The 25,833-nt window shown below is 43.2% G+C and carries 19 protein-coding genes; 15 read left to right on the forward strand and 4 right to left on the reverse strand.

Features of this window, described 5'->3' with window-relative positions:
- Positions 1 to 47: 47 nt before the first annotated feature.
- The gene (locus ECHVI_RS17020) at positions 48 to 1,898 is read right to left on the reverse strand and encodes a metallophosphoesterase family protein (RefSeq protein WP_015267257.1); all 1,851 of its coding nucleotides are present in this window, start codon (positions 1,896 to 1,898) and stop codon (positions 48 to 50) included.
- A gap of 456 nt (positions 1,899 to 2,354) precedes the next feature.
- On the opposite strand from ECHVI_RS17020, the gene ECHVI_RS17025 reads away from it, so the two are divergent.
- From ECHVI_RS17025 to ECHVI_RS17055, 6 genes are all read left to right on the forward strand, one after another.
- Positions 2,355 to 3,938 carry a solute:sodium symporter family transporter gene (locus ECHVI_RS17025; RefSeq protein ID WP_015267258.1) on the forward strand — a complete coding sequence of 528 codons (1,584 nt, stop codon included), beginning with the start codon at positions 2,355 to 2,357 and terminating at the stop codon, positions 3,936 to 3,938.
- Positions 3,939 to 4,445: 507 nt separating this feature from the next.
- The gene (locus ECHVI_RS17035) at positions 4,446 to 7,583 is read left to right on the forward strand and encodes a SusC/RagA family TonB-linked outer membrane protein (RefSeq protein ID WP_015267261.1); all 3,138 of its coding nucleotides are present in this window, start codon (positions 4,446 to 4,448) and stop codon (positions 7,581 to 7,583) included.
- Positions 7,584 to 7,595: 12 nt separating this feature from the next.
- Positions 7,596 to 9,194: a RagB/SusD family nutrient uptake outer membrane protein gene (locus tag ECHVI_RS17040; protein ID WP_015267262.1), complete on the forward strand. Its 1,599-nt coding sequence runs from the start codon at positions 7,596 to 7,598 to the stop codon at positions 9,192 to 9,194.
- Positions 9,195 to 9,500: 306 nt separating this feature from the next.
- The gene (locus ECHVI_RS17045; protein ID WP_041739961.1) at positions 9,501 to 11,282 is read left to right on the forward strand and encodes a hypothetical protein; all 1,782 of its coding nucleotides are present in this window, start codon (positions 9,501 to 9,503) and stop codon (positions 11,280 to 11,282) included.
- A complete protein-coding gene (locus ECHVI_RS17050; protein ID WP_015267264.1) occupies positions 11,279 to 12,577 on the forward strand; it encodes a DUF4861 domain-containing protein in 1,299 nt (432 codons plus the stop codon). The genes ECHVI_RS17045 and ECHVI_RS17050 overlap by 4 nt, the downstream gene beginning before the upstream one ends.
- A 70-nt stretch (positions 12,578 to 12,647) precedes the next feature.
- The gene (locus ECHVI_RS17055) at positions 12,648 to 13,754 is read left to right on the forward strand and encodes a TlpA family protein disulfide reductase (RefSeq protein ID WP_015267265.1); all 1,107 of its coding nucleotides are present in this window, start codon (positions 12,648 to 12,650) and stop codon (positions 13,752 to 13,754) included.
- 212 nt (positions 13,755 to 13,966) lie between these two features.
- Here the strand turns inward: ECHVI_RS17055 and ECHVI_RS17060 are convergent, their stop codons facing one another.
- A complete protein-coding gene (locus tag ECHVI_RS17060) occupies positions 13,967 to 15,091 on the reverse strand; it encodes an OmpA family protein (RefSeq protein ID WP_041738811.1) in 1,125 nt (374 codons plus the stop codon).
- A 696-nt stretch (positions 15,092 to 15,787) separates the two neighbouring features.
- On the opposite strand from ECHVI_RS17060, the gene ECHVI_RS17065 reads away from it, so the two are divergent.
- The 9 genes from ECHVI_RS17065 (at position 15,788) to ECHVI_RS17105 (ending at position 24,382) form a co-directional block, all read left to right on the forward strand.
- A complete protein-coding gene (locus tag ECHVI_RS17065) occupies positions 15,788 to 16,243 on the forward strand; it encodes a thioredoxin family protein (RefSeq protein WP_015267269.1) in 456 nt (151 codons plus the stop codon).
- A gap of 270 nt (positions 16,244 to 16,513) precedes the next feature.
- Positions 16,514 to 17,896, forward strand: a complete 1,383-nt coding sequence (mnmE, locus tag ECHVI_RS17070; RefSeq protein ID WP_015267270.1) for a tRNA uridine-5-carboxymethylaminomethyl(34) synthesis GTPase MnmE — start codon at positions 16,514 to 16,516, stop codon at positions 17,894 to 17,896.
- A gap of 167 nt (positions 17,897 to 18,063) precedes the next feature.
- A complete protein-coding gene (locus ECHVI_RS17075; RefSeq protein WP_015267271.1) occupies positions 18,064 to 19,206 on the forward strand; it encodes a tyrosine-type recombinase/integrase in 1,143 nt (380 codons plus the stop codon).
- Positions 19,207 to 19,209: 3 nt separating this feature from the next.
- Positions 19,210 to 20,067 carry a hypothetical protein gene (locus ECHVI_RS17080; RefSeq protein WP_015267272.1) on the forward strand — a complete coding sequence of 286 codons (858 nt, stop codon included), beginning with the start codon at positions 19,210 to 19,212 and terminating at the stop codon, positions 20,065 to 20,067.
- 97 nt (positions 20,068 to 20,164) lie between these two features.
- The gene (locus ECHVI_RS17085; protein ID WP_015267273.1) at positions 20,165 to 20,443 is read left to right on the forward strand and encodes a helix-turn-helix transcriptional regulator; all 279 of its coding nucleotides are present in this window, start codon (positions 20,165 to 20,167) and stop codon (positions 20,441 to 20,443) included.
- Between the two features lie 33 nt (positions 20,444 to 20,476).
- Positions 20,477 to 21,691, forward strand: a complete 1,215-nt coding sequence (locus tag ECHVI_RS17090; RefSeq protein ID WP_015267274.1) for a VapE domain-containing protein — start codon at positions 20,477 to 20,479, stop codon at positions 21,689 to 21,691.
- 216 nt (positions 21,692 to 21,907) lie between these two features.
- Positions 21,908 to 22,771 carry a toprim domain-containing protein gene (locus tag ECHVI_RS17095; RefSeq protein ID WP_015267275.1) on the forward strand — a complete coding sequence of 288 codons (864 nt, stop codon included), beginning with the start codon at positions 21,908 to 21,910 and terminating at the stop codon, positions 22,769 to 22,771.
- Between the two features lie 101 nt (positions 22,772 to 22,872).
- Positions 22,873 to 23,217, forward strand: coding sequence for a plasmid mobilization relaxosome protein MobC (gene mobC / locus ECHVI_RS17100; RefSeq protein WP_015267276.1), 345 nt, complete (start codon positions 22,873 to 22,875; stop codon positions 23,215 to 23,217).
- Positions 23,207 to 24,382 (forward strand): relaxase/mobilization nuclease domain-containing protein, encoded by a 1,176-nt coding sequence (locus ECHVI_RS17105; protein WP_015267277.1) that lies wholly within the window; start codon positions 23,207 to 23,209, stop codon positions 24,380 to 24,382. The genes mobC and ECHVI_RS17105 overlap by 11 nt, the downstream gene beginning before the upstream one ends.
- Positions 24,383 to 24,389: 7 nt before the next feature.
- On the opposite strand, the gene ECHVI_RS17110 is transcribed toward ECHVI_RS17105, so the two are convergent.
- Both ECHVI_RS17110 and ECHVI_RS17115 read right to left on the reverse strand, forming a co-directional pair.
- On the reverse strand, positions 24,390 to 24,809 hold the full coding sequence (locus ECHVI_RS17110) for a hypothetical protein (protein ID WP_015267278.1): 420 nt from the start codon (positions 24,807 to 24,809) through the stop codon (positions 24,390 to 24,392).
- Positions 24,810 to 25,374: 565 nt separating this feature from the next.
- A complete protein-coding gene (locus ECHVI_RS17115; RefSeq protein WP_015267279.1) occupies positions 25,375 to 25,800 on the reverse strand; it encodes a helix-turn-helix domain-containing protein in 426 nt (141 codons plus the stop codon).
- Positions 25,801 to 25,833: the final 33 nt, after the last annotated feature.

Below are 25,833 nucleotides of genomic sequence, written 5' to 3' on the forward strand. Positions count from 1 at the left end.
GTTAATGTGCACCTTTTTTCTACTCTTTTAATGCTAAATGATAGGAGTTAAAGGGCTTCGACCGTGCCTTGTTTTAAATCAATCCTAAAATGGTCAGAGGGTATATCATTGGTCATGGCCATAAATATACCGGAAAAATTCACCATGAAATGACCAAAATCCTCTTGTTGATCTGGCGTTAATTTCGCTACAGATTCCATCAAAAAATACATGGCTTCCCATTGTGCTTTTTCGATGTCCTTTTGGGCCAATTGATCTCCATTTTTAACAAAATAGAATGTTGTAATCAAGTCAAGCCCATCCATATTGGCCAAAGTGGCAGGGGTGATGCTTTTGCCTTTTAGCTGTCGCTTGAATTGTTTAAGAAACGGGACGGGGATGGCTTTATGGACCAAAAACTCCTGGCGTACATTGCTGTTCTCAAGGGATGCCCAATAGGCTAATTCCAAGCCATTGAGGGATAATAATTGCTTTGCATGGTCCTCTGGCCAATCACTTGGAATAAACCTCAACCGTACCAATTCGCTAAGGTGGTGACTGGTGTATTCCAGGTAATTGGAGGCATCCAAAATGCCCTTTTTCCAAATGTTTTGGGCTTGCTGACCTTCCAAATATTCGTGTTCCTGTAAGTACAGCGGGAAGAATTCTCCCATTTGCTCAACCTCTCTAAGGCGCTGCGTTTCCACTTCTATTGCCTTGTCTTGACCAAAAGTCAAAACCTTAAATGCAGGAGGGTAAGCAGCCAGCGAAGGAACTTGGATATTGACCAGGGTGTTTCCACTTTCCGTCGTAAAAATTCCCGTATCGTTCAGGTGCATATGTCCGGCCACATGCACTTTGATGCCTGCATTGGCATAAGCAGCAGCTATTTCCGGCCGGGGACTGCGGGCAAGTTGGAACTTGGAAGGGCCAAAAGTGCGCTTCAGGAGTTCATCGCTCCCAGCATTAAATTCCACTAGCGGATAATGGCTAAAGGATACCAAGGTTTTTCCCCTTCTTTCTGCCTCTTCGGCGATTTTCTTGATCCATTCCAATTGGTGGCTTTTATAATCCTTTGCGAGGTTGAAACCTACACTGGACCCTTTAAAGGTTTTGGTGCCGCTAACGGGAAAATAGACATTGGCATCGATTCCCAAGAGCCAAATGCCCTCAACAGGTTCGACCAGATAGCTGAGATCTGGAAGGGAGTCGGTCGAGGAGCTTTTAAAATACCGCTTGGCCAAAGCAGCGTTTTCGTGTGCCTTTTGGAAACGATATCCTTCATAATCCAGCGGTTCAAATGGATGTGTCCAAAAAAGATCCTTTTCAGAAGGATAAAACCCAAAATCTCCCAACTGCTCCAAAATGTCCTCATATCCTCCATAGGCGATTTGTTCAGAGATGGCTATGGGTAAGTCCGCAGGGAGGTCAGCCTTTAGGAAGCTGCTGTCACTCACCAATGCCTGAGGTCTTCCCTCAGGACCCATAAAGTCAAATTTCCCTCCAGGACTTCTGGTAACAGTGACGGGATCATGATTTCCAGTCGTCAGGTAAAATCGAAGGTCATATGCCGCTGCAAATTGAGCTAAAATGCGCTGCAAGGCCTCAAGGTTCATCGGCTGGCCATCATCCGTAAAGTCACCTGGGAGTACGACTACTTTGATGCCTTGGTCTACTACTTTTTGAAGGGCTTCGTGAAAGGCAAAATAGTTTTCATTAAAGAGCCGGGTAGAATTGATTTGGGCTTTCATGGTCCGGATGGTAGCATATTGGGATGTCTTTGGGTTCCATATCCCTTTAAAATCCGAATCATGAAGGTCTGCATATACAACTTGTAAATGCACATCGGCCAGAAAAGCTACCTGATGGCGATCCGCTTTCTGGCCGAAGGCTTGATTCGTCCACAATGGGGCGAACATTAAAATGGTTAAAAAAATATAGGAATGAAAAGCAGCTTTTCTACAAAATAAGAAAGAATGCATAAATGATGGATAGTAGGATCAGTGGTTTCAAAATACATCTGCATCTAAAAAGCAGCTGCTTCATACATTTTGTTGAGTAAATTTAATGATTTTTTGACTAATTTTTACATGACATTTGTGATAAAATAAGGATACTGTGCAAACCTTTGCATGGGAATAAAGGGGATTAAATTTTTTAATTCTTGTAAATAATTGGATAATTGAATAAGCAACCAAAAGGGCATTTTGTAAAACCATTTTACCAAGGGCTGTGGCCAGTTTAGCGGTGATCTTCGGTTTACCGTTCACGTATGCGTTGACCCAAAGCTGAACATTCGTACTACTGGTGAGATAGCCACGTCAACAGCAAAATACCCCTTTTACTTTAACCATCACACATACCCAAAATCACCTATGAACATTACGATTTTAACTTTTATTGCCTTTACACTTTTAGTGGCCGTATATGCTTGGTTGAAGACACGAAAGGAGAATTTGGATTCAGAAGATGGATACTTTTTAGGGGGAAGAAGTTTGACAGGTGTAGTCATTGCCGGTTCCATGATCATGACCAATATTTCCACCGAGCATTTGGTAGGCATGAACGGTTCTTCCTATAAAAATGGTTTTGTGATCGTGGCTTGGGAGGTGACGTCTGCCTTGGCTTTGATTGTGGCAGCTGTGTATTTTGTGCCGCGTTACCTGAAGATGGGCTTGACCACTGTTCCCCAATATTTGGAAAATCGGTTTGATGCCGGCACTAGGTCATTGGTGGCCTTTTTTCTGTTGATTTCCTTTGCCGTCACCTTATTGCCTATTGTGCTGTATACCGGAGCAATCAATTTGGAAAGCCTTTTTAATATTTCTGATACTTTGAACATTAGTCAGGAACAAGGACTTTGGTATACGGTCTTGGCAGTGGGAGGGATCGGCTCTATTTATGCCATATTCGGGGGATTGAAAGCAGTGGCCGTCTCAGACACCATCAATGGCTATGGGCTGCTTTTGGCAGGCTTGATGGTGCCCGTCATTGCGCTGTTTATGATTGGTGATAACAATCCCCTTTTGGGATTGGAAAGGGTCTTTGAAAACAGCCCTGAAAAATTCAATGTAGTAGGAGGGAAAGATTCCGTTTTGCCTTTCAGCACTCTTTTTACAGGCTTGATCATCAATCAACTTTATTTTTGGTGCATGAACCAGACCATTATCCAGCGTGCTTTGGGGGCGAAAAACCTGAAAGAAGCCCAAAAGGGCTTGCTTTATACGGGAGCACTGAAGCTGTTGGTTCCTTTTATCATTGTTTTGCCTGGGGTCATTGGGTTTTACTTTTTTGGCGATCGCTTGTACGAAAATCAAGATATGGTATATCCTGAATTGGTCAAAAAGGTCCTGCCAGTAGGCTTGACCGGGGTGTTTGCGGCGGTGATCATGGGAGCAGTCCTGAGTACTTTCAACAGCGTCCTTAACAGTGCATCGACCATATTTAGCATTGATATTTACAAGCGATTGATAAGGCCTGGAGCCAGTGCAGGGCAGTTGGTAAAAGCGGGAAAATTATCGGCTACCATTTTGGCGATTACCTCCATGGTGGCAGCTCCCATGGTGGCCAATGCCCCTGAGGGGCTTTTTCAGCTCTTGCAGCAGCTTAACGGGATTTTCTTCATTCCGATCGCTTCTATCATGCTGGCCGGGTTTTTTACCAAATGGGTGAGCCCATTGGCGGCCAAGGTAGCCTTGGTGACTGGGTTGACGTTTTATGTGCTGACGACATTTGTGTTTGATATTGGGATCCATTTTGTTCATATATGGGGCATTGAATTTGTGTTGAATGTACTGATCATGTATGTCGTTTCCGTGGCGTGGCCAATGGCAAAGCCGACTGAAAAAACGCTGATAAGCGCAAAGATCAACACGGATAAATGGAAGTACGCTTCACTGGTTTCAATCATCCTAGTGATCATTACGGTGGTCATTTACATGCTGCTGGGTAATATTTAATCAAAGATCATTGAGTTTTCGAAGACTGTATAGAGCCAACCGGACAGATGCTGTGGAAAGGATTTTTCCCTATTGAACATTAATACCTGAGCGTATTGCTTCTTGCAATGCTCCTCTTGCAAGAAGCAAGCGACTTTTGAGAAAGAAATGAAGTCGGCTATCCATTTGCAGTCATTCTGCATTTGCCTATTCGGGTATGCAAATAAAAATACTGGACGAGCTGACTATTGATTTTTATAGTTGTTATTAATGCTATTATTCTACTGATAAGCAAGCTGTTTGGCGTCATTCGTTAGCATTTTTATAATTTTCATTCGATAAAAATTTTACATCCATTTGGTGCAAACGTTTGCATATTATGTTTTGGAACTGTTGAAGCAACACTTTTACTTTGAGGAATGTCATATCTGAAATATTATATGGTTAATTCACCCGTATCCAATGTAATATAAACCTTAGTGACATAACTAAAAGTCATCATTTTCAATAAACCAAAATAATAACCCTATGAAACACATTTTCCCCAAAAAGCCATGGAAATGGACCACTTTGGACCACAAGGTCCAAATGCAATGGAAGGTCCCTTTATCCATCATGTATGCAGTGATCATTCTTTTAAGCATTCACGTGCCTCAGGCAGTACTTGCACAAACTGCTGAAATTAGCGGAACCGTTATTTCTGGCGAAGACCAGCAGCCAATTCCTGGTGCCACTGTACTCGTCAAAGGCTCTGGCACAGGAACCGTCACCGATTTGGACGGTAATTTTACGGTCAAGGTAAACGAGCCGGCCACGGCGGTATTATCGATCTCATTTGTAGGCTACGTTACCCAAGAAATTTCCGTTAATAATCAAAGCACTATTCAGGTCGAATTGGATCCGGATGTGTCCCAGCTTGATGAAGTAGTGGTGGTAGGATATGGCGAGACCAAACGGAAAGACCTCACCGGTTCGGTCGTTTCCATGGATTCCAAAAACATCCAGGAGGCCAATAAGGTGAATGCCTTTCAAGCCCTCCAAGGGCAGGTAGCCGGTGTCAATATCCAAGCGGCAGATAATAAACCGGGAGGAGGATTCAATGTCCGAATTCGTGGATCAAACACCATCAACGCCAATGAAACCGTGGAACAAGGCGGATTTAATCCAGGCCAAAACCCACTTTTCGTTGTAGACGGGATTTTTGTCAATGACATTTCATTTCTGAATCCGGCTGATATTGAGCGAATGGATGTCCTCAAGGATGCTTCTGCTACTGCCATTTATGGGTCCAGAGGAAGTAACGGTGTGGTGATCATCGAGACGAAGAAGGGCAGTGAAGGTAAAATGACCGTTCAATACGACAACTATATTGGGGTAAAGGAGGCTTATAATTTACCCGATATGCTCCAAGGAGAGGAGTTTGTCCAGTATTTTAGAGATGCGGTGGTCGGTAATTTTTATGCTTCAGGCGACTTTAGTGTAAATGCCGGTGATGTCAATCTTTCCGACTACATGCGGCCAAATGAATTGGAAAATGTGGCCAATGGAGATTATGTCAATTGGATTGACCTGATCCAGCATAATGGGATGCAACAAAACCATACCCTGAGCCTTAATGGAGGAAATGACAAGACGGTATATGGGATTGGCGTGGCCTATACCCAAGATGAGGGGACCTTTGAAGGGGAAGACTATGAGCGCTACACCATCAGGGGCAATTTGAGCAGTAAACTTTCCGACCTGTTTTCTGTGGCATTTAACAATTACGCGTCCTTTGCCATCAGAAATGAAGGCAGTAGGGAAGGTCTTCGAAGTGCCTACCGGTTAAGGCCGACGGGCACTCCCTTTGACGAAAATGGTGATCCGCAGTTTTTCCCTTTGCAAGGAGAAACCTTCATTACCAATCCGCTATTCGAGCCGGACAACATCACCCGGGAGACCAGGACCCTCAATTACTTGAGTAACCTTTCGCTGTCTTTTACGCCAGTAGAAAACCTAAAGATCAGTTCCAATTTCTCTCCGAACATTGAATTCAGTAGGTATGGTGAGTACCGTGGAAGGTATGCCAAATCCACCAGTGGCCAGCAAGGAAATACCCGTGCTGAGGTCAACAACCGCAACCGGATTTCCTACACTTGGGATAACATCGTCAATTATAACCTCGAGTTTGGTAGTGATCACCGCTTGAATACCACCTTTGTGTATTCCCTGTTTATGGATCGCTATGAAAACTATCTGATGCAACGTCGGAATTATGGCACAGATGAATTCCTGTTTTACAATATCGATGCGGGTTCCGATCTTCGAACGGCAGATGGTGGCTTTTCCAAGCAAACCTTGGAATCCTATACTGCACGGGTAAATTATGCTTTTAAGGATAAATACCTGTTGACCCTTACTGGCCGCTATGATGGTTCATCCATCCTTGCGGAGCAAAATAAATGGGCCTTTTTCCCTTCGGCAGCTTTTGCTTGGCGGATCATTGATGAAGGGTTTATGCAGGACCAAAACTTCATAGCTGATCTAAAGCTTCGTCTGAGCTATGGCGAAACGGGCAATAATGGCACGGGAGGAGGCCTGGTACCATTGGGATCCCTCTCGCTGATTGGCAATAATTTCACCAATATTGGGGATCAAGTTACCCAGACGGCCTATGTCACCAACTTGGCCAACCAAGACCTGACTTGGGAAAAAACCAAGGAATTTAATTTTGGATTGGACTTTGGTTTCTTTAACAATCGTTTGTACGGGTCTTTGGATATCTATCATCGTAAAAATACGGGTATTATTTTTTTTAGACCGATCTCGACCGTTTCAGGTTTCTCGGGCGTGTTCCAAAATGTGGGTGAAGCAGAAAACAAGGGAATTGAACTTGGTTTAAACTCCGTGAATATCCATACAGGGGATTTTAAATGGACCACTTCCCTAAATTTTGCCAAGAACAATAATAAGATTACCAAACTTTATGGGGACCTGGACCAAATTCTTTTTGGGGTGCAGGCTGGTTCTTATGTGCACAAAGTCGGTGAGCCTGTGGGATCCATCTATTCTTATGTTTTTGATGGTATTTGGCAGTTGGATGAAGCGGATGAAGCCCAAAGTTACGGTCAGCAGCCTGGACAAGTGCGGGTAAGGGACCTGAACGATGATGGATCCATTGATGCAGATGATCGTACCGTAATTGGCTCCAATATGCCAAAATGGAGTGGGGGCATTGCCAACACCTTTAATTACAAAAATTGGGATTTCACCTTTTTTGTCAGGACCAACCAAGGCGCGGTATCGGCCAGTTATTTCCATATATCACATTCTGGTGGATTTGATTCCACGCCAGCCCGGTTCAATAGCCTTCAAACCAACTATTGGACACCGGATAATCCGTCAAATGAATGGTTCCAGCCCAGCAATAATGGACCTTTTTCGGAACCGCTTACTTATCACGATGTATCCTTCGTAAAGGTGGGCTACATCACCTTGGGGTATAATTTTAAGCAACCCGTGCTGGATGCCCTCAAAATCCAAAACTTGAGGCTCTACTTTACGGCTCAGAATCCATTTACCTTCACCAATTATGAAGGATGGGATCCTGAAAATGCTGCCAGAAACAGCTGGGGATCGGCTTATATGTCCCGGATATTTATGGGAGGAATCAACGTTAAATTTTAAATGGAAAGGATCATGAAAAATCATATCATAATAGTCATAAGTATCATTGGAATAATGGGCTTGGCTTCTTGCTCCGATTTTTTGGAAGAAGAAAACAGGAATTACCTGTCCGATGAGATTCTACTGAGTGATCCTACTGCTTTGGATCAAATGGTGGCCAATGCCTACGATAAACTTCGACTGGCCACTACCTTTTACGACCTAGACCATCAAGGGACGGATATTTTTACGAGAAGGGATATCATAGCGGGAATCAGTGAGCTGAACGATTACGTGAATTTACGACCCGTAAACGGATCACTGCAGACCTACTGGACCAATTATTACAATGTAATTTCTGCAGCCAATATTGCCATCAGCAGGGCCGACCAAGTGCAGGGGTTAAGTGATGCGGATCGCGCCATAGGAGTTGGCGAGGCTAAGTTTTTGCGGGCTTTTGCCTATTTTCACTTGGTGGAAAACTTTGGCGGGGTACCGTTGGTGCTTGAAGAAGTAAAGACCGCTCAAACGGATTTTACTCGGGCAAGCGAAGCTGAAGTTTACGATCAGATTTTAAGCGATTTGGAGGATGCCTTGGATGGGGTAGCAGAAACTCCAGCCCGCTATGGAAAAGTGTCCAAGGACGCTGTGCGCCATTTAACGGCCAAGGTGTTGTTGACAAGGGGCTATAGAGCGTTTGGTAACGACAGCGACTTTACGGAAGCGGCGGCTTTGGCAGAAACGGTGATTGAGAACCATCCTTTGGTGGATGACTTTGCTTCCTTGGTATCCATCGAAAACCAGCGGAATGAAGAGGTTATCTTTTCCTTGCTTTATGGTGACAATCCTGTTTCGAGGGGAGTCGGTAACTTCCGCCATTTGCTTTTCAAGTTTGTGTATGATGTATATCCGGGGCAGACCCGTTCGACCCTTTATCACAGAGGGCTGGGAAGGGCTCCTACACCTTATTTCTTCGGTTTGTTCGAGGATGGAGATGAAAGGGAATCTGCGACGATCCGCAGGCTGATGATTGCAGAGGTGAACGGTCCAGATGGTATCATTCAACAAGGCGATACCAGTATCTATTTTCCGAAGACGGCGTGGGCAGCATCGGTCATCAACAGTAAAGATTATGTGGTTTTCAATCCGGACGAATATTTCACCCCGGACGGTTTGACCCAAGTTCATTTTCCAATGTTCAAGAAATTTGATGATCCCGGAGTGGCTTATACCAACCCAGGTATCAATCCTGATGGGGAGCGGGACGCTGTTCTGATCCGGTCGGGAGAGACCAGGTTGATTGCTGCAGAAGCCTACCTTCAGGCTGGAGATGCCGGCAAAGCAGCCGCACATGTCAATGCACTTCGCCAACGGGCCGGGCTGGATAGGATGGTGGACGCAGGAAACATTGATCTTGATGTGATTTTGGATGAAAGTGCCATCGAAATGGCTGGTGAAATCAGCCGATGGATGGACCTAAAGCGGACGGGTAAATTGCAAGAAAGGGTGCTGGCACATAATCCGCATGCTGCGCTAAACAATGCCATTAAGCCTTTTCACAGCCTTCGTCCTATCCCGCAAAGCGAAGTGGATGTAACCGGAAACAGTATTACACAAAATGACGGATATTAATTGTTAGGGGTTTAATTGTAGGAGGCTGTCTCATAAATAAATAATCCGTCATCACGAGCGGAGTGAAGTGATCTCGATGAGCTTTCATTGCACGTATGACGAGATTGCTTCTTCCGATATCCATCGGAATCGCAATGACGAGGACTTATGAGACAGCCTCCTTTAAAATGAACCTCAAGGCAAATGAATCATGCAGGTAGTATTAAAAAGTTTTATTTTAATTTGAGCGTGCCACATCACATTCAGCTCATAACGGTGGCCTTTCCTCTAAAATGTTTTATACTGCCCAATAACCTTATGGAATTTATGAAAAAAATCAATCGAAGTACTTTTCTAAAGCAAACGTTTGGACTCGGCTCAGCTTTGTACCTTATGCCAACACTTGGTTTTTCCCTACCAGAAAAACCCAGGTACAGCGGACAGGGGCAATTGTGGCAGGACATGGTCAAAGCGAACGACCAACATATTCAGCAGCTATTGGAAAAGGGAGACGAGGCTAATAAGCATGGCGGGCGTAGCTTTGGGTATAATTTTGCCATGCTGGCTTCTGCCTATTGCTGTGCTGACGCTAGGTTTTACGAAGATCCGAGAGTTATCACATTACTGGATTATACCGCGGATAAACTGATTGAAAACCAGCGTCCTGATGGTACCATCAATGCAGGCAACTTGGAATCTCCACCTGACACGGCTTTTATCATGGAGCCGCTATGTGCCGGTGTTTTTATCCTAAGCCAACAGTCCGATGCTAAATTGGATGGCGTAAAAGCTAAAATCAAAGGGTTTGTCCTCAAAACTGGCGAGGCTTTGGTCGTGGGCGGGATTCATACGCCTAACCACCGATGGGTAGTGTGCCATGCCTTGGCGCGCATCAATCAACTCTATCCCGACCCAAAGTATGTCGAAAGAATAGATGAATGGCTTAGCGAAGGTATTTATATGGATCAGGATGGACATTATCCGGAGCGAAGCATGAATTATTCTGATGTCGAGAATAATGCTTTTATCGCCATGGGAAGGCTTTTGGATCGTCCGGAGCTGTATGCAGCGCCAAGGAAAAGTTTGGAAATGACTTATTATTATATGGAGCCAAACGGGGACTTGGTTACTACGGACAGCAGACGCCAGGACCAATATTCGCACCGTAGTATTGTGGTGCAGTACTTGCATTACCGCTATTTGGCCAATTACGATCAAAACGGCCGCTTTGCCAAAATTTGTCAGCTTATTGAAGGTTTTCCAGGGTTTGATCGGATAGTGGTGGAAGAAGCCCTGTTTCATTTCATGGAAGATGAGCAGCTTCGGAAAGAGCTTCCAGTAGGGGAGGCTGTTCCCGTAAATTTTGAGAAGCTGTTTACGACCAGCAGTTTGGCTAGAATCAGGCGTGAAAACACCACGGCAACCATTTTTGGCGGTGTGGATTGGCCGTTGATCATCGCCTCTGGAAGATCCGTCAGCCCAAATTTTTTCAGTTACCGAAAAGGCAAGGCCATTCTTTGGTATATGCGGATGTCCTCCAGCTTTTTTAGCATGGGCCATTTTAGAAGCCATGGGCTTACCAAAGAAGATGGCAAATACATGCTCTATCAAAAATTGGAGGCACCTTATTACCAACCGTTGCCCAAAGCCTTGCGAAAAGAAGATGGGGATTACGAGCTCACTCCCAGTGTAGACGGTCGGTTTTGGAGCAAAATGGCCTTTGATAAACGGCCCGTAAGTAATGTGAAAACCTTGGAAAGCCGCGTGACCATTGAAGAATCCAACGGAACGGTCGAACTCCTTATTGACGTATCCGGACTGGAAGGGGTGAAGGTTACGGTGGAGATGTGTTTTGATCAAGGTGGCCGCTTAAAGGGAGTGGATAAAGCCACTCAAGGTGAAGACAATTTCTTCCTGGCAGATGGTCAAGGAGTTTATGAGAAAGACGGGGATCAAATCACTTTTGGCCCAGGGTCAAAAGCTCACGAACGGATCAGTCGATTGGATGGAGAGCAGTACAGTGTTCATTTTGGATCCTTACGGACAGCAGGCAACCATGTTTACATTACAGGCATAACACCCTTTACCCATAAATTGACTTTCCAATGATTCCATCCCTCAGGACATGTCGGATAATTTTTCTTGGGCTTTCAGCAGTCATGCTGGCAGCTTGTCAAGAGAACGTTTCGTATGACAGCACGCTTACCATCCGTAATACCAGTGACATCGACTTGACCGAAAAGCCCATTCGGATCCCGAAGGCGCAACTGGAAACGGGCTATAGAGACGAGCAATACCCGGTTTTGACTACCGGTCAAAACGATACTGTTCCCAGCCAATTGGTAGATGTGGATGGCGATGGAAATTGGGACGAGCTGTTCTTCTTGCTGGATGTGGAAAAATCTTCCTCGACGTCAATTGGTTTGAATTGGGTGGAGCACCATAGAAATTGGCCAGAGAGAACCTATGTAAGGTTTGGGGTTCGGCCATCGGAATCGGATACGGTTCGTCCTGCCATAAAGGACACCTTTTACCCAAAGGAATTGCCCGGTGTCATGGGCTATCAGCCTTATCAAACCGATGGGCCATCATGGGAAAACGACAAAGTTGGATTTCGCCATTATTTGGACGGCCGTAATTCCAAGGATGTTTTCGGCAAAAAGGTCAGTACCATGTCACCGAGAAATGTAGGAATCAATGCCTCAGGGGTAACGGAAGATAATTATCATGTGATGGAGGATTGGGGGCGCGATATCCTTTCGGTGGGCACATCGGTAGGGATTGGTGGCTATTCGCTCATGATAGAAGAGCAATTGGTACGGCTGGGCGTCACCCAGCGGGACAGTGCCAATAATGTGGCGGCCACGACTTTTGAAGTGGTGGAAAGTGGCCCCTTGATTTCATTGATGAAATATGATTATCAGGATTGGACACCCGAGGAAACGGGGAGAACTTATCAGGTAAAAGAGACCACGGAGATTTGGCCTGGCATGTATGGTTATTTTAACTCGGTTACGTTTGAAAACCTGCAAGGTGATGAAACGGGTGTGATTGGCCTTGTTAATATTCATACAGATAAGGTCGTACAGGAGTTTGAAAAGGGAGGATTTACCGTGCTTTATACCCATGACAGGCAAACTTATGACAAGGAATGGTATTTGGGACTGGCCCTGATCATTCCCACAGCAGTTTATGAGGGCTGGATCGAAGCACCCCATACTGGGCAGCTCACCGATAGTTTTTTAGCCAAAGTAAAGGTCGAAGAAGCTAAGCCAGTGAAATATTATGCGATTGCCGCTTGGGAATTGGCCAACCCCGGTTTTGCACAAGAAGCTTATTTCAGGGATTATCTGGAAGAGTTAGCGGGGGAATTGGGAGTGGAAATTGAAATGACCATTAAATGAATTGAATAATTTACTTGCTTTCATCAGCGTTTTTATTCAGTATAGGGGTGTATTGTGATAAAATGGATGGATGAAACGACTTGCTGCATTTTCTTTTTGGATCTTTTGGGGCTTATCTATGGCGAATGGCCAAGCCGTCAAAGTAGCTGAAAAAATCAGTGAAAACGAATTGGCCCTTCTAAAAAATCAAAAGTTGCTGGTGATTGACTTTTGGGCCAGTTGGTGTGCACCCTGCATTCCCGCTACCCGACAGATGGAAATTTACCAAGAGCGGTATAAGGATGATATTTATTTCATTGCCCTTTCCGACGAATATTACGGCACCATTACCAACCACCTGAAACGGCATCCGATAAAATTGGCCGTGTACCAGGACGCTGACAACTTTACGTTTGAAAAATATCAGGTAAAAGCAAGGCCTCATGTGGCAGTATTGAACAGCCAAGGTCGTTTGGTATGGGATGGGAAGCCGGGAGACTTGTCCATTGAAAAATTGGACCATTGGCTCCGCAAGGAGCAAAAACGGCAAACGGAACATTTGGCTTCCCTTATTGAAGTTCAATCAAGCCCTGAGTTCTTGTCAGAAGAAGTGGTGGTAGATAATTTAGAGGTGGATCTCTGCGGAGGGGATTGTACTGCTCACTTGGATATTCATGAGGAGTATGTCGCCTTTCAGGGAAAGCTTTCTGCTTTGATGGCAAAGCTGTACGGTGTCTCCAGTTTTGAAGTGATTATGGAATATCCTGATGTGGATATTCAGGCCAAGGTTCCTATTTCCCCTTGGCGAAATGACCCAGAAAGTATTGCCAAACAGATTTCGGCCCAATTTGGATTTGAAGTTTCAGAGGTTACCAGGGAGATGGACTTTCAGGAATTGGTTCCTACCGTGCCGGACAAGCTTTGGGACAATGCCCAGATCAACTGGGGAAATGTCGATAACCGGGTATTGATCGGCACCAGCAGGATAGAGGCCGATGACCTAAGTATAAGGGAACTGGCCGTACTGCTCTCGCTCCAAAAGCAAACACTTTTCAAATACAGTGGAGATGATAAAAGTCCTAGAGACTGGGATTTCCATTATAAATATGATGACCTGATGAAAAATGAACTCTGGGATCAATTTGGTATTGAGGTGCGAAACCGAAGGGCCGCCATTCCTGTGGTGTTGGTAAATTAAAAGGGAAATATCCGTTCAGGAATCTACGATGATATGAATTCATCTGGCTAAGAAGGAGGCTCCCTTGTGCAATCAGCACATCTACCTCATCTGGTTCTTATTTGTAATGCCTCCCAGAAATATGGCTTAATCCTAAAAAAAACCATTCCCAGTGATCACTGGGAATGGTTTTATGCCTTAAGGCAAATGCCTTGTCCATATAAAGCCATGCTTTATTGGATGATCCTGAATTCTGTTCTTCTGTTGGCTTGATGCTGGGCTTCAGTACATTCCACGCCATTGGAACATTTGTTTACCAAGCGGGTTTCGCCATATCCTTTGGCTTCTAGCCGGTTACGGTTGATTCCTTTTCCTACCAGATAGTTTACCACCGATTGGGCACGTTGTTGGGAAAGGGACATGTTATAATCATCGCTGCCCCTGGAATCTGTATGGGACATGATTTCGATTCTTAGTGCAGGGCTATCTTGCATGAGGGAAAGCAGATGCTCATCAATGATTTCTTCTGACTCCGGTGTTATGCGCGCGCTGTTCAGTTCATATAAAATGGGCAGCAGGTTGGCTGTTCCCACCAATTCACAATCTACTTCTTCCCAAACGGTCATGCCACCCTTTTTGACCAGCACGGTTTTGGTGACTGTTTCGGTCACGGCAGGAATGGTTTCTTCCTCTACTCGGGCAGGTTGGTCCACTACCTGACGGGTAATGGTCGCATATTCTGCTGGAATTTCAATTTCTTCCATGCGGGCAGGTGTTTTGACCACTTCTTTTGTATAAGAAGCATTTTCCTCTGCCACCGGAATAGGGGAAGTACTGGCATCCGCCTCAAGGGTTTTGGTGGGGACAGTTTCGCTTTTTGAGGGATATTCTACATAACAGGCGACCATACAGTCTTCCTTATTGGCAGAAGGACAGTCCTCTAATATGCGGTATTCCCATCTTCCTACTTCTGGATATGTTTCAATTTCCTCCAGATCATCTCCAAAAGATGCGGGAATTACTTCGAGGTTCTCTGCTTCTTCCTTAGAAATATAAGGCACCTCCACCGTTTCATAAACGGCCGGCACGTACCTTAATTCCTTGGAAGCTTCCTTCACTAATACCTGTTCTTCAACGGTTTTAAAGGTCGCAGGATAAGTCTTTAGTACCGTGTAGGCTGGTTCCACCTCCACGGTAACCGTTTCTTCCTTAAACTCATCCGGAGTAATACATTTTACATAGCACTTTCCGGGGGAGGGTGAGTCGGTGGGAGGTTCATTTCCAGGAGGCTGATCCTGAGCAGCAAGAAAACCTACCTGAAACATAAAATAACATAGAGATAGTGTAAAAATTTTCATTATAAAATAAGGGTTGGTTTAAAACTAATTCAATATAGTTAAAATTGATTTATTATTAGTAAAAATAGGTATATTTAGTATTTATTGTGTGATTATAGTAGTAAACATGCGATTATTGTTGATAAGTAACAGTTTCGGGTTAGATTGTATATTCACTTTGTTATTAAAATTCTTTATGTGTATCCGGAATCTTACACGTACTCAATTATGGGCAAAACATCATATCAGGATAAAGGATGACCCTTGGTATGTCCGGTTTTAACAGTATGGTGTAGGCCGTTAAGAAAGGGAGCTAGCTCGCGTCGTGGAGCAGCGAGATCCGCTCACTTTTAGGCAGGAACCATGCTGTTAAAATTAAATTGGGAAATTATCCGTTGTCGCATGGACAAATGTCCTTCCCAATTTAAAGGGCATCCCACAGGCCTAGATTTTTTACCTACTTTTTCATCAATGGAAAAAGTAGGAAAGGATCCAAAACCCATAGAATATTGCTTTATATGCAACATGGCGAATACTCATAAAATTCTTATATTTCAATAAGTTAAGCGCAATGGAGGGAATTAATTAATCATTAAGTTTTGAAGGGGTTATTTCCCGGAATGGAGCATTAACTATTTATCGCAACTTTGAATCATCATATTCGTATTCAATGGAAGGTTTAGAAATGCTTATGCTTTGGATATTATGAAAAACCCTATGAAAAGATTACTTCCTCTCCTTGTATTGACTTTTTGGGCTCATTATGGTGTGGCCCAAGATAAACCCGCCATTAAGTGGTATTCTTTTGAAGAGGCCACAGCACTGAATCAGGAAGATCCCAAGATGGTTCTTGTGGATGTGTATACCGACTGGTGTGGGTGGTGCAAGAAAATGGACCGGGAGACCTTCACTGACGATCAGGTAATTCATTACCTGAATGAAAACTTTTACGCCGTAAAACTGGATGCCGAAAATAATGGCGAGAAGTTTGAGTTTAAAGGCCAGGAATACACAGAAGCGAGTATGGCCCGTGCCATGCGGGTCAGTTCTTACCCCAATTTTGTCATCATCGACGCGACCATGGAAAATATTACCCAACTTCCCGGGTATCGAAAGCCAGATGCGTTTATAAAGGATCTTAAGGAAACCATCGAGCGGTTTGGAAAGGAATAGCGTCTTTTTTTGTAGGTGGTCATGGATTTTGCCTGGTATGATCAAGGAGGCAGGTTGGGGACCATGCAGTCCTTAACCCCAATTGCTAAACGTGATCAGCACAATTGCTGGGGTTTTGCCCAATCGCCAAGAGCTGTACTCCTGATAAAATACCAGGCCTGGAGGGGGCATGTTCCTAAAGGACCATCGTGATCTTAAATAGGTCGGGGCGGGATTCTGCATTTCTCCTAATGTCTTGTATCTTTGTGGCTTCATGTATAAGCTAAGGTAATGAGTTTCTCCATCAGTGATAAAACAGACACGATCATCGCATTGGCTACACCGCAAGGAGTAGGGGCCATTGCCGTGATCCGTTTGTCTGGTAAGGATGCCATCAAACTTACCAATGAAGTGTTTTCAGGTAAAAACCTGGAAGAACAAGCCAGTCATACCATACATTATGGTACCATCAGAGATGGGGAAAAAATCATTGATGAAGTCTTGGTTTCGTTGTTTGTGGCGCCGAAGTCCTTTACCAAGGAGAATGTGGTGGAAATTTCTACGCATGGTTCTTCTTATATTATCAATCAAGTGATCAAGTTGTTGATCCGGAAAGGAGCGAGGCCAGCCAAACCGGGTGAATTTACCCAGCGGGCATTTTTGAATGGGCAATTTGACCTTGCCCAAGCAGAGGCTGTGGCAGACTTGATCCATTCGGACAGTGAGGCCTCCCATCAAGCGGCCCTTCACCAAATGCGGGGTGGCTTTAGTGGAGAGATCAAACGGCTAAGGGATGAGTTGATTCATTTTGCTTCCATGATTGAATTGGAGTTGGATTTTGTGGAAGAGGATGTGGAGTTTGCCAGTCGCGACGACCTGCAGCGGTTGGTAGACAAGCTCTTGAGGGTAGTAGAGCAATTGATTGGTAGTTTTGACCTCGGCAATGTGATTAAAAATGGCGTGCCGACAGTGATAGCCGGTAAGCCGAATGCTGGAAAATCTACGTTGCTCAACGCACTCCTCAATGAAGAAAAGGCTATTGTTTCGGATATTGCCGGAACCACCCGTGATTTTATCGAGGATGAAATCAATATCGGTGGTGTCATTTTCCGGTTTATCGATACGGCGGGACTGCGGGAGACCACAGATACGATAGAAGCCATGGGAGTCTCTAGGACGCAAGAGAAGATGAAGTCTGCTTCTTTGATCCTGTACCTGTTTGACCTCAGCGATACCGACATGGTAGAAATCAATCGGGACATCAATAAGTTGGAAAACCTAGGGGTCCCCTTTGTGAAAGTAGCTAATAAGATCGATAAGGCAAGTGACAGCTTTATTGCTGCACTCAAAGAAAAGCATCCGGATACCATTTTTATTTCTGCAGGCAAGAAAGAGCATTTGGATGACCTGAGGGATAAGGTCCTGGAGCTGGTCAACTTGGATAAATTTAAGACTGGTAACACGGTGGTTACCAATATTCGTCACTACGATTCGTTGGTAAAAACGCGAGAATCACTCATCGATGTGCTGAACGGCATCGACAATGAGATCACAAACGATTTTTTGGCGATGGACATCCGGCGATCCTTACACTTTCTTGGAGAGATCACCGGCGAGATCACTACCGATGATTTACTGGCTAATATTTTTAGCAAGTTCTGTATCGGCAAATAAACCCAGATTTCTTTAATTCTAAATGTTTTACTTTACCCTGTAAATCAGTTATTTGACTGGTTTATATTTTGTCATAATGTTCTTTATTAGTACATTGGTTACATCATTTGTACATCTTTATAAAAAATGGTTGTACAATTGTTCAACTTTTAAATCATACCTGTGTTATGAAGATATCTTTAAAGAAGAAGAAACTACAGAATGGAAAGCTAAGTCTTTTTATAGAATACTATAAAGGCTCTACCACTGATGAGAAAGGCAAGCGAATCCATTTAAGGGATTTTGAGTTCTTGAAGATTTACCTGCACCAAAATCCAAATTCTGCTAGAGAAAAGAAGGAGAACAAGGAAAGTCTCCATCTGGCAGAAAATATCCTTGCGATCCGACAAAGTGACTACATTCAGGGAAAGTTTGATGTAAAGAATATAAGCAAATCCAAACGGCCTTTTCTTGATTTCTATAAGGAGAAAATGGAAGAAAAAGCCAATTCAGAAAAGAATTATGGTGTATGGACTTCTGCATTTGTTCACTTGAAAAACTGTGTCAGTTCTAATTTTCTATTTGATGAGGTTGACGATAGTTTTACCAAAAGGGTAAGACGGTATTTTGATGAAAAAGCCCGCACGAAGAGTGATCTTCCCCTTTCCATGAATTCCAAGTACTCCTATTTTAATAAATTCAAAGCCTGTCTAAGAAGTGCCTTTGATGAAGGCTATTTAAACATCAACTACGCTGCCAGGGTGAAATCCTTTGAGCAAGCAGAAAGTCAACGGGAGTATTTGACCTTTTCTGAACTACAGGCTCTCACCAATACCCAGTGTAAGTACAAGGTTCTGAAAAAGGCATTTTTGTTTTCATGTTTGACCGGGCTTAGGTGGTCCGATATCAATAACCTTACTTGGTCTGAGGTCCGGGATGAGGATGATAACACTTTCAGGGTAAACTTTCGACAAAAGAAAACAGATGGGGTGGAGTACCTATATATTTCCAAGCAGGCAAGGGATTTACTTGGTGAACGGCAAACCCCACATGACAGGGTATTCTACGGTCTTAAATACAGTGCTGTTTATAATAATGAAATTGTGAGGTGGTGCAACCGAGCTGGGGTATTCAAGCACATTACCTTTCACAGTGCCAGGCACACCAATGCGGTACTTTTATTGGAAAATGGCGCTGACCTATACACCGTCCAGAAGAGATTAGGACATAAGGAGATTAAAACAACGGCCATTTATGCTAAAATCGTGGACGAGAAAATGAGGGAGTCTGCCCATATAATACCAAATCTTGAACTAAACATAAAACTTTAGGTTATGGATAATTTTCCTTATCGAATTGTCATAATGGTATTTTTACTCCTATTATTGGCTGGGGCTTACAATACCCTATTTATTTACTATTCGGATTTTAATACATTTAGATATGTTACCGTTACTATCATGATTGTTGTGGGAGCATACTATATTTTTAAACTGGTAAGGCGATATCCCATTTGGTATTCAGAATATATGTTTAATAGGAAACCGGTCGGTATGAAGAAAAAAGTGGAAAAGCCAAGACTATTTTTCTACTCATTCTCTGTACCCATTATGCTCCTATCGATTTTTGTTTTCCTTAATTCTTCTTCCTATGGCCTACTTTTGAAAGATATAGCATTCTTTTCTTTGATCTTTGGTCTATTTATCATCTCCCTTATTTTCATGGATTTTACTTGGAGCATGAAGTTTGAAGAACGGTTTTTGCCAAAAGCCAAGAAAATAGTAAATGAGAATAAAATCAAGGATTTCGAGATTGAATTGAACAAAAGTCAATTAGAGAATATTTTTGACAATTTTGTAAAACATGGAATTTTTATGTACGATGATGATCAAGTCAGAATCGAAGATCGTGAAAATTTTGTCATGTTATTTTTAGGTGGAAAATTTCCCCTAAACCCTATGTTTAAATTGGAATTTAGAAACCCTTCAACATCCTATTTATTAACCAAATTACAACAATACACTGTTAACCTTAACAGTTCTAATCTTGGAAAAATTTTCACCAATAAAAATGGTCATCTTAAGCCTGGGTCACTTTATGCTTCGAAATCCAATAATAGAAAATACAGCATTGCTCCAAAATATAAGGATGATATCGACCAAATCTTTAATGAAATGGAGCAACTATCTTAAGAATCACCATAAAAATATTAAGGAGGCTTAAGCTGTCATCCAAATTAAGTTTTTCAATTATTTCCTTTGCTTCATCTATCAAACAAAATAAAAAGCAATGGAAAACGAAATTATCTTACAAAAACTCAACCGAATTGAAAAGTATATTTGTGGCCTAAAAAATATACTGAATGTAGAGGAGCTAACTGAATATACTGGCTTCAAAAAATCATTTATCTACAAGTTAGTCCATGAGGCCAAAATTCCATATTCCAAACCCAATGGGAAGATGCTATTTTTTGAGAAAAAGAAAATTGATGAATGGCTATTGCAAAACAGCCATAAACCCGAGAGTGAGATCAAATTGGATGCCTTTCGATACAAGAAAACCAGGTAAATTAAACTTTGGTCAAGTTATTTGAACGGAATTATGAGAACCCATAGAAAAGTCAAAGACCTTGATGGTGACTCGAATTCTTCCACGGTACGTATGATCAGGTATCTGATGTCCAAGTACGATTTCATTAATAACGTTGTGCTGAACGAGGTGTTTGCCAGTGAGAAAGAAACCAACCGTTACCATCCGGTCAATCCCAATACACTGTACATAGAAGCCAGGGCAGGAGGTTACCGGACTTCGGTGGGTGAAATATCCTCCTTTCTCAGTTCGGACTATATTCCCTCAACCGATCCCTTTGTGGCCTATTTCGAAAAGCACAAGGAACTATGGAACCAGGCAGAGCATGGCGATTATATCGCCCGCTTTGCTTCCTATATCCATGCCGAGGACCAGGACCGGTTTAATGTACAGTTCAAGAAATGGCTGGTGCGCTGTGTGGCCTGCAGTATATGGGACGATTATTACAACAAGCAGGCCTTCATCTTTATTCAGGACAAGCAGAATACCGGGAAGACCACGCTGACACGTTTTCTAATTCCTCCTGAACTAAGGGAGTATTATGCTGAGAATATCTCAGTGGACAAGGACAGCCTGATTGCCCTGTGCCAGAATTTCGGAATCATTCAGGATGAACTTTCCACCCTTTCCCGGGCAGAGATCAATGCCCAGAAAACCCTGATGAGCAAGTCAACCGTGAAAGTTCGCCACCCCTATGACCGCAAGGCCAAGATGGAGCCAAGAAGGGCATCCATATGGGGCAGTACCAACAAGGCCGAATTCCTGACCGATGAGACAGGGAGTGTCCGTTGGCTCTGTTTTCCTCTTAAGGGAATTGACTGGGATTATAAAAAGGACATTGACATCAATATTGTCTGGTCCCAGGCCTATCAGCTCCTGCATTCTGGTTACCGGTTTGAAATGACCCGGGAGGAGATCGAGGAGAATGAAAGGGCCAATGTCTTTTTCAGTTCACTTACCGTGGAGTTTGAGCTGGTCCAGAAATACCTTATGCCGGGAACCAAGGAAGATCCCTTTATGACCGCATCGGATATTGTAACCACGTTGACCGGTCTTGAAGGTGGGAAGGTCAGGATCAGCATACAGGAGGTCGGAAAGGCGCTTAAAAGATTGGGCTTTGAGCAGTGCTCCAAGCGTGGCCGCCATTCATCGGCCTATCCCAGAAAGGGATATTATGTCAAAATAGAAAATCAGGGTACTACCTACTACAAAGGTTATAACCATTAGATATACAGTGGTTTAAGTGTAGTAGGCAGTTGAAAGAGAAAACTACTACAGCTTACTACACAGCTACTTGTAGTAGCCTGTAGTAACACCAGATAAAAGGGTACTACACTACAAACTTTCCTAAAAACACCTTTCAATATTCATTAGGGAGCGATTTGTAGTATGTAGTAGCCGTAGTAGGCATATTTTACATTTTCACCATTTAACAACCTTACCATGAACATCAAACAAGCAAGCGAGTTGTCCATTATTGCCTTTCTTGAAAAGCTTGGCATCAAGCCCTCCAAGGTTTCCGGGGACAGTTATTTCTATCATTCCCCATACAGAAAAGAGCATACCCCTTCCTTTAAGGTCAGTGCCTCCAAGAACCTATGGATTGATTTTGGAGACGACAATTATGGGGGAAAGGTCCTTGACCTGGTCATGAAATTGAAACCAGGCTTGTCCGTTTCCGATGCCCTTCGTTACATCGAAGATATTACTGGTAACTCTTTTTCTTTTCACCCACAGGTATCCATGGAAAAGGAGCATGAGCATAAAATAGTAATCCGATCGGTCAAAGCCATTGGAAGCAACCCGGCCTTAATGGACTACCTTCTCCATCGGAAGGTCAGCACCGAGACGGCATCCAAATTTTGCAAGGAAGTGTATTATTCCATAGGGGACAAAAAGTATTTCGGGATCGGAAACAAAAACGAGAACGGTTGGGCCATCCGGAATGTCTATTGGAAAGGAAGCAGTGCCCAGGGCATTAGTTACTATCCGGGTGATGGCAAAACCCTCCAAATGTTCGAAGGGATTTTTGACCTACTCAGCTTTTATGAGCGAAACCAAAAAGAGGCCGAATTCGATGACTTTCTGGTGCTGAATTCCCTGTCCAACATGGATGCGGCAAGAAAGATTATAGCAGATTTTCCACGGGTAAACCTCTACCTGGACAACGATATACAGGGCAAGGCGTGGACCAAAAGATTGCTTAAAGACTTCAGCCAATGCACTGATCAATCAGGTAAATATTTAGGGCATAAGGATCTAAACGACTACCACCGAAAGTCAAAAAGCGTTGGTATGCGAATGTAGCAACGTTTTATAAGTCGAAGCGAAGCAAGCCATGTTTTGGTAAGACCAAAACGGCTTGCTTCGCTTCGCTCAGGTTGAAATTCACTCCGTTCATTTCACTCATGGGAAGACCAAAGAAACCCGAGGATCAGAAGAGGAATATAAAGTTTACTTTCCGCATGACCGAAGAAGAGGTCAGGCTGCTGGGAAGTCTATGCGAAGTGGCAGCGATGCCGGCCGCTGACGTGGTCAGGGCCTGTGTGTTCAAAAACAGGTTGCCCAAGGCCAAGGTGCCCAAACTGGACAGGCAGACCTATGTGGAGCTCAAAAGGATCGGCAACAATATCAACCAGATCGCAAGGCAACTCAATTCAAAATTTGAAGTGTCCGCAGACAGGATGAGGGCGATTGATGCCCTTTCCGCAAAACTGGACCAGATCATCAAACTGCTGCTCCATGATCGCTAAACAGTCCATCGGAAAAAATTTTATGGGAGCACTGGATTACAATCTCAAAAAGATGGTGGCCAGTGATGAAGGAAAACGTGCTGAAGTCCTGGAAACCAACTTCACTAGTTTGGACAGGGAAATGGTACAGAGAGAAGTGGAGTTGATGAAGAGTATGAATCCCGGACTCAAGCGGAATACCTACCACGTCAGCCTAAGCTTTGGCAAGGAGGAAAAAATATCAAATGCAAAAATGTTGTCCATTGCGGGTGAATACCTGAAAGGCATGGGCTTCGATGACAATGCCTATGTTATTTTCAGGCATCATGATGCCGACCATTCCCACTGCCACTTGCTGGCACTGAGAAACCGGTTTGATGGATCGGTGGTTTCTGACAGCAATAATTTTAGAAGGAGTGAAAGCCTCGTACGGAAACTGGAAAAGAAATATGGGCTTCAACAAGTAAAGAGCAGCAAGGAAGCTAAGATTAAGGCACCCAATAAGGATGAAATCGAAATGGTTATGAGGACCGGAAAACCCTCCAAGAAAATGGTGCTGCAGCAAATTGTTGGAGAGGCCTTGAATCAGACCAATACTATGGCAGACTTTATCCAAAAAGTCGAGGTAGCAGGGGCCAATCTACTGTTCAACCAGGCCAGTACCGGCAGGGTATCAGGAGTGGCCTACTGCTATGGAGGCTTCAAGGCCAAAGGGCAATCCTTGGGCAACCAGTTCAAATGGAAGAATATCGCAAATACTTTAAACTATGAGCAAACTAGAGATCGCCAAGCAATTGGCCAGGCAAACACAAGAACAACATCAAAATACCCAGGAGGGCTATCAGGAAATGGTCAAAAAGCAACTCGAGTTCATGGGGTACATTCCCAAGATCCAGGACAGTCTCCTGCACATCAGCAGAAAGCTGGACAGACAGAACGATCAGATCGAGACAAATTATCAGTGCGTAGTAAAAATGAAATCCAATTTGGAACTGATAAAAATGGACCTTCAAAATCAGCGGGAATTACAGCAAAAGACGGAAAAGAAATTGGCCTTGGTCATCAAATTATTGGCAGTGCCATTGATATTCTTGACCTGTTGCTTAGGCCTGTTCCTACTGCTGAGGAGGTAGATCCAATTCCTCGGAAGAAAAAGAAGAAGCGGAAAAAGGGTAGGAGTATTTAGTCGTTTTTTACTTTCTAGTAAAACTACTTTCTAATCCTAATCCGTTAGATAGGTTTAATTTGTGTTTTGTAAAAGTTAGAAACATAGATCCACCATTATCCGAAAAATTCAGTCTAAACAGGGTAATTGATTTAATTCCAGAGGTTTCCGTTAAAACAATCTCATAATCAGTCTCCTGTATGGTAGTTTCATCTTCAAGGATTTTCAGCTTCCCATCTTTGCTGAAGATATAAGTTTTGGTTTTTCCTTCACTCTCAGGTGTTTTGACGACTGGTTCTTGACCTCTATAGTGAACAATAGTTTCTTCCCAGTTCCATTCTCCTATAATTGCTTTTTTGATCCCATCCAAAGTTTGGACTGGTTCGGGAGCTTCTGCATTACATTCAGCGAGCAGGAATAATAAAAGTATAAATGAAAATTTGTTCATTTTAGTCCTCTTTTAGCTAAGACGAAAAATTGCTCTTCTACGCTACAATATCTCAATAGTTAATACATCCTAATAATTTTTGGACCAATTTATCCAAAGATGTTTATCTCGTAATACTTAACCCATTTGTTGCTTCATCATTTTCTTGATCAACACGGCGTAGATTGGTTGGCTCTGTTTGAACAACTACAATTGAACGACAGTCAAAAACAGGCATCGAACTTAGGTCTTTAAAGAATTATGAATTGTTAGAGCCAAAGGAAAAAGGTAAAGGACTTTATTATGTTGTTGGCTCAAATTAAGTGCACCAGCTCATGATTTAAGTACACTACCTCAGTATTTAAGTGCACCAGTCTAGGATTTAAGTACACCACCTAGCAATAGCAAGGTGCTTGAAAACCGAATAAATGAACTAAATCAGAGAGAAACACGACCACACAAAAATGGGGATATTATTAAGAATATTTGTGAAGAAAGGGCAGAGAAAGTTGCGTATATTTTAAACCAGGGTCAAAGGGAGAAAACCAAGCAAAGAATTGATTATTCAAATCCTCTAGAATAAATCCTATTTATTGTTTATCAATCGCTCCAATCTAGACATCATTTCATCCTTTTCCATTAACATCCTTTCATACAATGCTATTTTTTCCTCATGTAGCTGGATCAACTTGTCTACTGGATGAAAAGTAGGGTAGTTATTATAAATGAAGCCTGTGGCGCTATCATTAGCATGAAAAGTATTCGAAATAATATTCACCGCCTGCTCCTCATCAAAGTTTTGGATGGCTTCCAGGGGGATATGAAGAATTTCAGAAACTTGTTGGAGGATGTCCTCTTCGATAGTATCTTTTTGTTCCAATAAGGAAATTTTCTTTTGGGACCATTCCTCTCCCATTTCGTGCGCCAAAGAATCTTGTTTGATGCCAAGCATTTCCCTAAAGCGTTTGATATTTCTGCCCTGATGGATATTTCTTGAAGTTGAATTTGTCATATGGCTTGGTTGCTAAAAAACTAAAAGGCAAGT

This window comes from Echinicola vietnamensis DSM 17526, from assembly GCF_000325705.1.
Taxonomy (GTDB): Bacteria; Bacteroidota; Bacteroidia; order Cytophagales; family Cyclobacteriaceae; genus Echinicola; species Echinicola vietnamensis.

Coding starts and splice junctions, on each gene's coding strand:
- mobC (WP_015267276.1), top strand. CDS start 22,873: ATGGGAAGACCAAAGAAACCCGAGGATCAGAAGAGGAATATAAAGTTT.
- ECHVI_RS17115 (WP_015267279.1), bottom strand. CDS start 25,800: ATGACAAATTCAACTTCAAGAAATATCCATCAGGGCAGAAATATCAAA.
- ECHVI_RS17020 (WP_015267257.1), bottom strand. CDS start 1,898: ATGTTCGCCCCATTGTGGACGAATCAAGCCTTCGGCCAGAAAGCGGAT.
- ECHVI_RS17105 (WP_015267277.1), top strand. CDS start 23,207: ATGATCGCTAAACAGTCCATCGGAAAAAATTTTATGGGAGCACTGGAT.
- ECHVI_RS17110 (WP_015267278.1), bottom strand. CDS start 24,809: ATGAACAAATTTTCATTTATACTTTTATTATTCCTGCTCGCTGAATGT.
- ECHVI_RS17085 (WP_015267273.1), top strand. CDS start 20,165: ATGGAAAACGAAATTATCTTACAAAAACTCAACCGAATTGAAAAGTAT.
- ECHVI_RS17050 (WP_015267264.1), top strand. CDS start 11,279: ATGATTCCATCCCTCAGGACATGTCGGATAATTTTTCTTGGGCTTTCA.
- ECHVI_RS17060 (WP_041738811.1), bottom strand. CDS start 15,091: ATGAAAATTTTTACACTATCTCTATGTTATTTTATGTTTCAGGTAGGT.
- ECHVI_RS17045 (WP_041739961.1), top strand. CDS start 9,501: ATGAAAAAAATCAATCGAAGTACTTTTCTAAAGCAAACGTTTGGACTC.
- ECHVI_RS17025 (WP_015267258.1), top strand. CDS start 2,355: ATGAACATTACGATTTTAACTTTTATTGCCTTTACACTTTTAGTGGCC.
- ECHVI_RS17040 (WP_015267262.1), top strand. CDS start 7,596: ATGAAAAATCATATCATAATAGTCATAAGTATCATTGGAATAATGGGC.
- ECHVI_RS17065 (WP_015267269.1), top strand. CDS start 15,788: ATGAAAAGATTACTTCCTCTCCTTGTATTGACTTTTTGGGCTCATTAT.
- ECHVI_RS17090 (WP_015267274.1), top strand. CDS start 20,477: ATGAGAACCCATAGAAAAGTCAAAGACCTTGATGGTGACTCGAATTCT.
- ECHVI_RS17055 (WP_015267265.1), top strand. CDS start 12,648: ATGAAACGACTTGCTGCATTTTCTTTTTGGATCTTTTGGGGCTTATCT.
- ECHVI_RS17095 (WP_015267275.1), top strand. CDS start 21,908: ATGAACATCAAACAAGCAAGCGAGTTGTCCATTATTGCCTTTCTTGAA.
- ECHVI_RS17080 (WP_015267272.1), top strand. CDS start 19,210: ATGGATAATTTTCCTTATCGAATTGTCATAATGGTATTTTTACTCCTA.
- mnmE (WP_015267270.1), top strand. CDS start 16,514: ATGAGTTTCTCCATCAGTGATAAAACAGACACGATCATCGCATTGGCT.
- ECHVI_RS17075 (WP_015267271.1), top strand. CDS start 18,064: ATGAAGATATCTTTAAAGAAGAAGAAACTACAGAATGGAAAGCTAAGT.
- ECHVI_RS17035 (WP_015267261.1), top strand. CDS start 4,446: ATGAAACACATTTTCCCCAAAAAGCCATGGAAATGGACCACTTTGGAC.